Annotated in this window: 11 protein-coding genes; 9 read left to right on the top strand and 2 right to left on the bottom strand. The window is 43.4% G+C overall.

The window, feature by feature from the left end; translation table 11 throughout:
* Positions 1–219: 219 nt before the first annotated feature.
* The gene (locus N521_RS06525; protein ID WP_035390533.1) at positions 220–1209 is read right to left on the bottom strand and encodes a LacI family DNA-binding transcriptional regulator; all 990 of its coding nucleotides are present in this window, start codon (positions 1207–1209) and stop codon (positions 220–222) included.
* A 109-nt stretch (positions 1210–1318) separates the two neighbouring features.
* Between N521_RS06525 and N521_RS06520 the strand changes: the two genes are divergently transcribed.
* From N521_RS06520 to N521_RS06485, 7 genes are all read left to right on the top strand, one after another.
* Complete coding sequence (locus N521_RS06520) at positions 1319–2644, top strand: DegT/DnrJ/EryC1/StrS family aminotransferase (protein WP_017358580.1); 1326 nt, start codon at positions 1319–1321, stop codon at positions 2642–2644.
* Positions 2619–3485, top strand: coding sequence for an HAD-IIB family hydrolase (locus N521_RS06515; RefSeq protein WP_035390531.1), 867 nt, complete (start codon positions 2619–2621; stop codon positions 3483–3485). The genes N521_RS06520 and N521_RS06515 overlap by 26 nt, the downstream gene beginning before the upstream one ends.
* Entirely contained in the window at positions 3482–4528 is a 1047-nt protein-coding gene (locus tag N521_RS06510; protein WP_007498302.1) for a Gfo/Idh/MocA family protein, read from the top strand. The genes N521_RS06515 and N521_RS06510 overlap by 4 nt, the downstream gene beginning before the upstream one ends.
* 57 nt (positions 4529–4585) lie before the next feature.
* Positions 4586–5773 carry an MFS transporter gene (locus tag N521_RS06505; protein WP_035390530.1) on the top strand — a complete coding sequence of 396 codons (1188 nt, stop codon included), beginning with the start codon at positions 4586–4588 and terminating at the stop codon, positions 5771–5773.
* Positions 5774–5898: 125 nt separating this feature from the next.
* Positions 5899–6528 (top strand): LysE family translocator, encoded by a 630-nt coding sequence (locus N521_RS06500; protein WP_008342111.1) that lies wholly within the window; start codon positions 5899–5901, stop codon positions 6526–6528.
* A 119-nt stretch (positions 6529–6647) separates the two neighbouring features.
* Positions 6648–7034: a UPF0715 family protein gene (locus N521_RS06495; RefSeq protein WP_035390528.1), complete on the top strand. Its 387-nt coding sequence runs from the start codon at positions 6648–6650 to the stop codon at positions 7032–7034.
* 505 nt (positions 7035–7539) lie between these two features.
* Positions 7540–8298, top strand: a complete 759-nt coding sequence (locus N521_RS06485) for a YqcI/YcgG family protein (protein ID WP_035390524.1) — start codon at positions 7540–7542, stop codon at positions 8296–8298.
* Here N521_RS06485 and N521_RS06480 read toward each other — a convergent pair.
* Entirely contained in the window at positions 8293–9642 is a 1350-nt protein-coding gene (locus tag N521_RS06480; protein ID WP_035390523.1) for an amino acid permease, read from the bottom strand. The two genes, N521_RS06485 and N521_RS06480, sit on opposite strands and share 6 nt — an antisense overlap.
* A gap of 82 nt (positions 9643–9724) precedes the next feature.
* Between N521_RS06480 and N521_RS06475 the strand changes: the two genes are divergently transcribed.
* Positions 9725–10321 (top strand): DUF1989 domain-containing protein, encoded by a 597-nt coding sequence (locus N521_RS06475; RefSeq protein ID WP_035390696.1) that lies wholly within the window; start codon positions 9725–9727, stop codon positions 10319–10321.
* Between the two features lie 195 nt (positions 10322–10516).
* On the top strand, positions 10517–11338 hold the full coding sequence (gene nadE / locus N521_RS06470; RefSeq protein ID WP_007498287.1) for an ammonia-dependent NAD(+) synthetase: 822 nt from the start codon (positions 10517–10519) through the stop codon (positions 11336–11338).
* Positions 11339–11545: the final 207 nt, after the last annotated feature.

The raw sequence follows: 11545 nt of genomic DNA, 5'->3' as shown, positions 1-11545 counted from the left end.
TGAGAGATTTCTCAGTCTTCAGATTGTTAACAAAGGGCTAAAATGTACTTTTTTTAGCCCTTTGTCTTCTTTTCAGCGTGAAAGAAAACCTTTGCAGTCTAGGAAGGACGAGCACTGGAGCGGAGCGAATTCGGCATTCGTGAGCACCAGAGCGCAGGACTGACAAAGAATGCGAGGGTTTGTCTACACGCTGAGACTGAGAGATTTCTCAGTCTTTTTTTATGTAGATTCTCGTGTGACAAGCCGAGTAGGCAGCTGAATATGTTCACGTTGTAATGGTTTTTGATCTTGCAGCAGCTGAATCATTTGTTTTACAGACTGCTGGCCAAGCTCGACGATGGGGATGTCGATGGTCGTGATCGTTGGAGCTGTCACCTCGCAAATGTCTTGATTGTCATAACCGATCACCGCTAAATCTTTAGGAATGTCATATCCATATGAAATGGCTTGTTTAATGAGGCCTGCTGCCACTTGATCATTGCCGGTGAAAATCGCATCCGGCGCATCCGGCATCCGGTGGATTAAGTCCATTAAACGAAAGCCGTCTTCAATGGTAAAAGCCTCGCCAAACAGCCAATCTTCTTTAAGCGACAAACCGTGATCAGAAAGCGCATCAAGATAGCCTTGCTTTCTTTGTTTTTGCGCTTCGCTGCTTTCTGTATCAAAGCAAAATCCAATGGATGTACGCCCTGATTGAATCAAGTAGTCAACCGCTTTATAGGCAGCTTCCCGCTCATCATATCCGATAATCGGAATGTCTGCTGTTTGATGATACTCATTTGCCATGACGATCGGACCGTTTGCTAAAAATGGCTCGATTGTTGCCCACTTATTTTCTAACGCCCCCAATATGACACCATCTACTTCTTTTCTTTTTAATAATTGAAGCCCTTCAAATTCTACTGATTCTTGATAAAACGTCTGAAGCACGATCGCTTTATACCCTTGATCCAGTGCTTCCTTTGAAATGCCTTTAATCAATTGTGCAAAAAAAGGATGGTCCACAGCTGGAACAGACACAGCAATGGTTTTTGTCTGATGTGACCGAAGGGTGCGGGCTGCTGAGCTTGGTGTATACTCCATTTCCTTCATCACCTGTAAAATGTGCTGGCGCTTTTCTTCTGATACATATGGATGGTTGTTCAGCACCCGAGAAACAGTGGTCGTTGAAACCCCGCAGCGTTTGGCAATTTCATAAATTGTACACATATTAACAAATCCTTTACACAAAGTTATTGTTCTGAAATCGATAACATCATTTACAATGTGAAACAAGTTAAATATTAACAAATGGAATTGATTAATTGGAGGGAATGGAATGCAAATATTGACGAAGATATCAGGTAAAAGCAAGGATTATCTACCGTTGCTGGATATGATCAATCAAGGTGTTCAAGTAAAGGCTGATTCAGTTGAAAAGAATCTAGCGAATGATAAGCTTGCTGCGTTCCTTGAGCAAGATATTGCGCGTACGGGTTTGGAAAAAATTCTCTTCCATTATAAACAAAATAAGGAAAAAAAGATACCGTTCCTGCCGGTCGATAAACTGATTTCGGAGGATGAAATCGATGATATTATGCAGGTACTGAAAGAAGTATTAAGTTCAGGCCGTTTTACATCAGGCCCTTATATTCCAAAGTTTGAAAAGACGCTCGCAGCGTACTTAGGGAAAAAATATGTCATTGCCACATCAAGTGGAACAGATGCCTTGATGATCAGTTTAATATCAGCAGGTGTCCATCCTGGAGATGAGGTCATCCTACCTGCCAACAGCTTTGCTGCAACAGAAAATGCAGTGCTTGCGATTGGTGCGATTCCAGTCTATGCCGATATTGATCCAGACACCTACTGCCTAGCGGCGAATGAAATAGAAAAGCATATCACAGATAAGACAGTATGTATTCTCCCGGTTCATTTGTATGGAAAGCAAGCGGATATGAAGGCCATTTCGACGATTGCGAAACGGCATGGTCTATCGATCATTGAGGATGGCTGTCAGGCGATTGGCAGCAGCGGGCTTGGGGCATTTGGGGATGGACTTGTTCTCAGCTTTAATCCTTACAAAAACCTTGGAGTTTGCGGGAAGGCAGGAGCCATCGCGACAAATGATGAAGCACTAGCAGAAAAATGCATGGAAATCAGCTATCACGGTTTTGAACCAGGAAAGAAAAACGTGAAGCGCAGTGACTATGGCTTTAATTCTAAGATTGATAACTTACAGGCCGCAATCGGGCTAGAACGAATGAAATATTTAGGTTTACAAAACTTTAAACGCTTTTACTTGGCAAAGAGATACATAGATCAGCTGCAAACGCTGGAAGACGAAGGCTATATTAAGCTTCCGAAGCTGACAGACGATCATGTATGGCATCTATTCCCGATCAGAGTGGTGAAGGGAAGCCGAGATGAGCTGGCAGAGAAATTATTAGAAATGGGCATAGAAACAGACGTCTATTACCCAATTTTATCGCATCAGCATCAAACGAATCTTGTTTCTCAAAAGTATAGACAAACGGAACTACCACATACGGAAAAAGCCGTACAGCAATTACTCCATTTGCCGCTTTATCCAGGTATGCCGCTGCAAGATCAGGAGAAAGTCATCGAGGGGGTCCATCATGTTATCAAATCTTCCATTCAATAAAAAGCTTGTGCATCAACCGCAACATCCGCAGTGGATCGTCTTCTGTGATTTCGATGAAACCTATTATTCTCACGGAATGACCGAGGAGCAGAGAGAGGATGTAAAGTGCCTGGAAGCTTTTGTGGCAGAAAAGAGCGAAGCCGGACAGCTCATGCTGGGCTGGGTGACGGGAAGCAGCCTCGATTCTGTTACGAGCAAAATGGAGAAAGGCGGTTTCTATCAATTCCCGCATTTTATTGCGTCGAATTTAGGAACTGAAATCGTGTATACATCAAATGGGAAATTTGGACAGCCGGATGCAGAATGGATGAAACGGCTTGATGCACAGGGCTTTTCAGACGAAAAAATTGAAGATATTCTGCAAGCCGTACGTGAAAAGGGGATCACCCTTAGGCCGCAAACGCAGCTAGGCAGCTCTGGGTATAAAAAGAATTTCTATTATCAGGAGCAGGATGAACGAACAGATCTCCATCATCTATCGTTCATCCAAACACTTGCGAAGGAGCGGGGTGTGGCGGTGAACATCAATAAATGCAACCCACTTGCGGGTGACCCTGCGGATTGCTATGACGTTGATTTTTTACCAGTGGGAACAGGGAAGGATGAAATCGTTCGGTTTATGCTGAATCAATATAACCTGTCAAAAGATAAGGGCTTTGCTTTTGGTGATAGTGGGAATGACCTGCGGATGCTTCAATCCGTCACGCACGGCTTTCTTGTCCAAAATGCAACAGCCGAAGCCAAACGGCACCATCATCAAATTTGTCATCATGGGTATGCAAAAGGAATCTATGAAACATTGAAAACAGTGATGTATAAACATGAGGAGGCACATTCATGAAGAAAATTGGAATTGTTGGAGCAGGGAATATTGCAAAAGCACATGCTAGAGCCTTATCAACGATCAAAGGTGCAGAATTATCTGGGGTCTATGACTTGCACGAATCCGTCGCACAAGGATTTATTAAACAGTACGGCGGACGGGTGTATGCCAGTATCGAAACACTAGCGGATGCATCAGATGGATTGATCATTGCTTCCCCTAACTTCTGTCACAAGGACCATGCCCTTCAGGCACTTAGAGCGGGACAGCCGATTTTATGTGAAAAACCGATGGCTGTATCGTTAAAAGAAGCGAAGGAAATGGTGGAGACAGCCAAACAGTTCCAGGTTCAAGCCAGTATGGGCTTTAACTATCGCTATTTATCCTTTGTGAATATTTTGAAGAACTTGATCGCCAATGGTGAATTAGGACGCGTTTTGACAGTACGGACACATTTTAAGAAAAATAGTGCCCTTAGAAGAAAGACATTTTCGTGGAGAGACAGCGGCGAAAGTCTGCGTACAAGCGGTGCATTAGGAGATTTAGGGATTCATTTGATTGATATGCTGTGGTACTTATTTGGCAGTGAAATGAAAAAAGAATCCCTTAATACGAAGATGCTGACACATGTAAAGGAAAAGGAAGAGAAAAAGGTACAGGTCGATGACCATACCGAAATTTTTGGGCAAATGGAGAATCAAGTGTTCTTTCATTTGGTGACGTCCAAAAGTACGCAGCCCGAGGAATGTGGATTTAGTGTAGAAGTGGTGGGGCATGACAAGGTTTTTAAATACCATACAAACATGAAAAACGAATATGAGATCAGTGATGGTTTGTGTGTAGAGCGTCATCAAATGCCGCAAACATTGCTGACAGATCCGCCGAATGAATTTTATGGATGGTCTGATACATTCCGTGATCAGCTGATGCATTGGGTAAATACAAACTCATATCCATCTCATATGAAGGTAGCTGATTTTGAAGATGGTTATCGCGCGCAGGCTGCGCTGAATACATGCTTCGAGAGGGAAGAGGCTGTCGTCTCTGCCCGTGCATATTAATGAAGAGGTGGAGCGGAGGATATCATGACTCCGCTCCTTTTTAGAGGAAGTGAAAAGATGAAAAAGGTGTTTTATTTTGGTTGTATCTTTTATTTTTTTATTGGGACCATTCATGTGTTTTTTGGCAGTTTAACGCCTTATTTGCTGTCTAGTTATGATAAGGGTCCTGGGGAATTATCTTCTTTAATCTTCTTTCAGTTTATTGGTTTTTTGACAGGCGTTCTTTTGTCGCCCATTCTTGTGAGGAAAAAAGGCTATGGCACTGTTCTGACGATGGGATTGCTGCTGATGATCGGAGCGCTTCTTCTTGGCCTTTTAGTGCCGGGCTGGACGATTCTTGTGGTGGCAGGTTTTTTCCTTGGGAGCGGTGCAGGCAGTCTTGAGACGACGGCCGGGGCGTATGTCATTTCAATGGCAAACAGTGCAAAGCGAATCAGCATCATGGAGGTCTTTTTTGGATTAGGTGCGCTATTATTTCCTCTATTGATTCTGCTGACTGTGACAGAGGAAACGTGGCATTATGTATTTTTATTTCAAGTCGGTGCACTGACTTTTTTCCTTATGCTCTGGCTTACCTTTATGAATAAACTCCCTCGTGGGCAGATGGCGGCTCCTGTTCAAGACATGAAGAAACCGTCCTTGCTGTTTGATCGAGGGAATCGAATGATTGTGGTGCTTATGATCTGTTTTGCGTTTTTCTACGCAGGAATTGAAACGAACTTTGCGAACTTTTTACCGTCGATCATGCTGGAAAAAGGGGGAGACAACTGGGGTCTTTTTGCGGTCTCTACTTTTTGGACAGCGATCGTCATTGGCAGAACTGTCATTGCGAGAAAAGCCGATCAGCTGCATCCGCTGCGTTTTTTAAAACTAAGCGCAGCGCTGATGATTGTGCTGCTCGCCGTATTTGCTCTAGCCACCCACATCGCTGCGCAGCTGATTCTTATCTTTTTCATCGGTCTGTGCGCAGCTGGCATGTTTCCCATTGCCTTGACGGCTTCTGCATTAATGATTGAAAATGCCATCGACGAGGCAACGAGTTATTTTATTGCCGCCGCTAGTTTAGGTGGAGCCTGTTTGTCCTTTTTGATTGGGTTTAGCCTTGAGTGGGCAGGTGCGGCAAGCGCCGTCTTTGTTTTCGCCTTTTTAGCTGTTCTCCTTTTTGCGGCTGCCATTCAAATGAATCGATCTCGGAAAAAAGAAACCATACCCACACAGCCGCCGGCGATGAAAGCAGATCGATAAGCAGCTGATCTGGTGGCTCCTCCTTTTGTATAGCTTATCTTCAGAAAAGGTGACGAAGGACTTGTACTAAAACAACGAAAGCGTGAATAACATGTACAAGTCAGCATCAAAAGGAGGACGTCTATGTGGCGGTGTTTTTTGGTTATATCTTTTTAGGGTTGTCACTTTCAGCGCCTGTTGGGCCAGTCAATGCAGCCCAAATCGACAGAGGGATTAAAAGTGGATTTTGGCACGCTTGGATTTTTGGTGTGGGGGCTATGGCTGCGGATATTGTCTATATGATCCTCATCTATTTTGGTGTCGCCCAGCTTTTGACTGCACCTCTTGTGAAAACCTTTTTGTGGCTGTTCGGCTTTTTCGTTCTGACCTATACCGGTATTGAAAGCCTTCGTAAAATCAATTTGCATGAAAGCCCAAAGAAGGACGGAGGAAACACGTCGATCGGGCATTCGTTCATGACGGGATTTTTCATTTCCCTTTCCAATCCGCTTAGTATATTATTTTGGCTTGGGATCTATGGCAGTATTTTAGCCAATACGATTGAAAAGTACGGGGCATCTCAAATGCTGATGTACAGCATTGCTATTTTCATCGGCATGCTCTTATGGGATTTCTGTATGGCGTTGCTCGCCAGTACGTTTAGACGATATTTAAATGAACGGATTTTGCACGGCTTATCCGTTCTGGCAGGTCTCTCTTTACTCGGCTTCGGTGCTTACTTTGGATATCAAGGGATCATGGCGCTCATTGGATAGAATGGTTGATAAGAAAAAGGGCTAAAATCTAAATCATTTTAGCCCTTTTTCATATTTGACAATAATAGGACACTCTTCAATAATGATGGAAGATACATAAAATTGAAGGAGTTTTTGCCATGCGTATGTTCCTGCCAGCATTCAACTATGTGTGTATGCTGATGTTGTCTGTGATCACAGCGACATTCGTTTATACCATGTTGTTTGCCCCACCTGAATCCAGATTCAGTTATGTGGAGGTCACCAGTCTTTTCATTTTGATCGCTTATGTCCTATTTGCTACACCTATCCAAATGGTTTTACACCGTCATCCTGAGAAGTTTCGACGCCGTGATTTATTGGTTTATTTTATCGGGGCGTGGGTGGTTTGTTCGGCGCTTGCTTTATGGATTGATTATGGTGTTGTCGTCTTTATTAGCTACAAAGTTTATCTATTTAGCTTTTGCGCGGCCTTTATTTATTGGCTGCTTGATTCAGTCTTTTTAAAGAAGAAGAATCAATCATAAAGGCTTTTCCCGTTTTTTCTCTTGAACATGAACGTGTATGACCTTCGAGCATCCGCTTGATACAAAAGCAAGAGCCGTCATCAGAAGGACCCAGTATAGATTGCTAAGGTCAAATCCAGTATAAACGAAGATGAAAATCATCGAGATCACAGACGTTAATATGAGGACAGGCCATATCCGTTTAAATAGCAGATAACCAACAAATCCCCAAAGGAAAGCCATCACTGGTAGTGTAAATAAGATCAGATACATCGGATGGAGAAAAAGAAGACGCATGTCATTCACCCATTTCTTTTATGATGACCGACTCTATTAGATAGAGGCGGCTAAATGATGATATGCAGAAGCATACTCATACATGATTAGATAAATGGAAGTGAATTCCTGCTTCATCCGGCAAATCAACCACCCTGTGAATGTCCAGTGAAAGTCGTTGAAGGACAGTCACCACAGCTTTTTCCTCCTCATAGGCTATGGAGAAGACGCTAAAACGAGGTGGAAAAAAATGGCCCAGCTGTATGCAAAAAGTTGCCTTGATCAAAATCTACGATCACTCGAAGAATGGAAGCAGGATGCCTTCACACAGTTTGGAGAGATGGTAGGGGATGAGGCAGATACATTTCCGTGTGTACCAGGCAGACAAGGATTTTTTCTCGATCATTTGCGTTATGGGTTTGTCGGTGATCCGCGGGGAGAAGAGGCCGTGAATGAATTAGCAGAGCTTTTAAGGGAATACCAAAGCTGCTCTAGGGAAACCGGTCAATATGCTTCGTTCATTTGCTTTTTTGAAACACCGCAGGATATGAAGGAGTATTCGCTCGAAGAGTATGAGGAGCAGTTTTGGTCGATGGTTCAGCAATTACATCAAAAGGATGAAATGAAATGGCCAGAGGAAATTCCATCAGATCCTGAAAATCATGAATGGGAATTTTGTTTTCATGGGGAGCCTTATTTTATTTTATGCGCGACACCAGCGCATAAGCTAAGAAAAAGCCGTCATTTTCCTTATGTGATGTGGGCCTTTCAACCAAGGTGGGTGTTTGAAAAGATGAACGGTTCCACCACATTTGGTCAAAAAATGAGTAAACTCGTTCGGAAGAGGCTGAAGGCGTATGATCAAGTAGATGTACACCCAGCATTAAAATGGTATGGGGATCAGAAAAATTTAGAATGGAAACAATACTTTCTTTCAGATGATGAGGCGGAGAAACCAGCCTCCGCCAAATGTCCATTTACTGCTTTAAAAAACATGATGAAATTATGATGCGGCCTGATCCTGTTTCCACTTTTTTCTCATAAAGAGTACCATGATGCCAATGACAGCAATGATTCCAAGGCTAATAAAAAAGCCAGGTCGTCCGCTTGCCTCTGTCAGAGTACCTGAAACAGCTGCACCAATTAAGATCAGGGCAAGAACCATTTCGCACGTTTGGCGAGTGGATGGCTTTGACAGTTTTTTGCTTGAAAGCAGAATAAACACCCATGTGTACAAAAGAGTTAAACCGGCTGCCGTTGTGAGATGCTCGTAAATGTGTTTGGACAAAAAGAGTGCCAGCAAAATCGAGACAATCAACCCTGCAGCAGTTAAAAGAATTGAAGACCATCTGACATGAGATGGTTCTTTTTGTTTAAAACAAGCAGGTGCATCCTGATGCTCCGACATCGTGCCGAGCAGTGTTGTGACCGCATAGAGGGAGGCAACCAATGTGGAAAACCCCGCAATAATGAAAATGCCATTAAAAATATGAAGGAAAATCGATAAATGAAATGGCTCCAGTGATGTAATAAATGGACTGCTATTCTCGTTAAAGGCTGTCACTGGAACAAGCAAAAGCGCAAGTCCGATGGAGACGATATAAATGACAGCAAGAATGATCAGCATCACACGTCCAGATTTTGCGGCGTCTTTCGGGTCTTTTAAATGAACCGCCATCAGCCCCATGACTTCAATCCCCCCGAAAGCATAAAACGCATAAATTAGCCCATTCCATAGACCGAGCGGACCGAGCGGCATCCATTCGTGATCATTATTTGGAAGATGAAGGGTGGGCCTATGCTCTGTGAGAATGCCACATAAAACAAGAACGGCAAGAATCATAAACAGCAGAATCGCCCCGGTCTTCAGTACGGCAAGGACATTTTCCGTCTTTTGGAAAGAAGAAAGCCCAATGATAATCACAAGCAGGGCAAGAGCGGAATAAATCGCTGAAAACACCCATAGTGGAATGGATGGAAACCAGTGACGAGTAAAAAGAGAAATCGCCGTCAGCTGACTCCCTGTGATGAGCATTTCTGAAAACCAATACACCCAGCCATTACTAAAACCCGCCCAGCGCCCATAGGCTTTTCGGGCATAGGAACAAAATGATCCCTTATCTGGGTTTTCGGCTGTCATCGCAGCCAGGTGTTTAAAGACGAGATATGTGCCGACTGCCGCAAGCAAAAATGAAATACAGACGGAATAACCGGACTTTGTAATGGCGATGCTGGAACCAAGGAAGAAACCAGTGCCGATTGTACAGCCGACTCCGATAAGAGAAAGCTGCCACCAAGATAAAGATTGTTCTTCTTTCAATGCATGTGCAACACCTTTCTGATTCAATAGCATTAGCTTGTGACCGCCTCTTTTTTTTATACATGATCAAGAGGACGTTTTGGGCATACTGTCAACATGGAAAGGAGTGCATGTGATGAACGGAGAATACGTGATTTTACCAAAGGATGGGATTGGTTTTCGGTTAGGAAAAGGACAATGTATGCGAGTGGTTGATGTCGAAGGGCAGCAAGTAGCAGATGTGATGGCCTATCATGAAAAGGATTTTTATGAAAAATTTGATCAAGGCGCTACAATGGACAGCCTGTTCTCTTCCAAGGTGAAAAAGGGAGATCAGCTTTATTCTAATTTATATAAACCAATGTTTACGGTCATTGAAGATACAGTTGAATGTCATGATTTATATATGCCTGCGTGCCGGCAAGAAATGTATCAACTCTTATATGGGCGTACGCACCTAGAGGTCATGCATACATGCTACGATAATCTCAGGACAGCCTTTGAGCCATTCGGGATTCCAAAAGAGGATATGTATTATCCTTTTAATGTCTTTATGAATACAGTCATTGATGACAAAGGAAAGTTGTCTGTCGAGCTGCCAAAATCGCTCTCCGGTGATTACATCCGCCTGCGTGCAGAAATGGACCTCATTGTCGCGGTGTCTGCATGTCCTGCCGACATTGGAAAATGCAATGGTTCAAGCTGTACATCCATCCGAGTGGAGATCGATTGAAAAGGAGAGACCAGTCAAAGCGGCTTGGTCTATTTCGTTTGTGAATGTTTGATCATTTATGAAAAAGGGGAACGTCTAAAAAATATCCTTTATCAAAACATGATATAATAAAGTGGCTAAAATCGTTGGTAAACCAATTGAATTGGAAGTAAAACCTGTTCTCTTCATGTAGAGGATGCTTAGGAGGAAAAGTGTATGAGTTTGCAGAAAAAAATCAGCCAAGAGTTGCATGTGCAGCCCTCAATTGACCCAAAGCAGGAGATCGAAAAACGGGTTGGATTTCTAAAGGCTTACTTGAAAAAGACCGGTGCAAAAGGATTCGTTCTCGGTATTAGCGGCGGACAGGATTCAACGCTTGCCGGCCGTCTCGCTCAGCTTGCTGTAAGTGAGCTTCGTCAAGAAGGAAAAGAGGATGCTGTCTTTATTGCAGTCCGTCTTCCGCATGGCACGCAGCAGGATGAAGACGATGCGCAGCTGGCTCTATCATTTATTCAGCCGGACAAGTCTTGGAAATATGACATCGCGCCTGCCGTGACGGCATTCAGTGAACAATACCAAAAGGAAACAGGCGGTGCGCTGTCTGATTTTAATAAAGGGAACGTCAAAGCACGCATGAGAATGATCGCACAGTATGCCGTCGGTGGACAGGAAGGCTTACTTGTCATTGGAACGGATCATGCAGCCGAAGCTGTGACGGGCTTTTTCACGAAGTATGGGGATGGCGGTGCAGATGTCCTTCCGCTCACAGGTTTAACGAAACGCCAAGGACGGTTGCTGCTTGAGACCCTTCAGGCGCCGGAGCGATTATACTTAAAGAAACCGACAGCCGATCTGCTAGATGACAAGCCTCAGCAAACGGATGAAACAGAACTTGGTATTACGTACAATGAAATTGATGATTACTTAGAAGGAAAGCCAGTTTCAGATCAAGCAGCAGAAGCGATTGAAAAACGCTATGTTCAATCAGAACATAAACGTCAAGTACCAGCTTCTATGTTTGATGACTGGTGGAAATAAAATAAGTGACCTCTCCAGAAGATGGAGAGGTCTTTTTATGTCAAATTTCAGCTGGATTTGACAGAATGAATCGGAAATGGTTCATTAATTAGTAGAACGATCTACATAAGTCTGTTTGACTAAATAAAGGATGAATTGAAGAATAAGTGGTGAAATAATTAGTTCGATTCACTTAATTTCTCTTCAAAAGACAGTATTTTCAGAAAA

Source organism: Bacillus sp. UNC125MFCrub1.1 (assembly GCF_000701305.1).
In the GTDB taxonomy this organism is placed as follows: Bacteria; Bacillota; Bacilli; order Bacillales; family Bacillaceae; genus Bacillus; species Bacillus altitudinis.
This window is presented reverse-complemented; position numbering and strand designations above follow the sequence as displayed.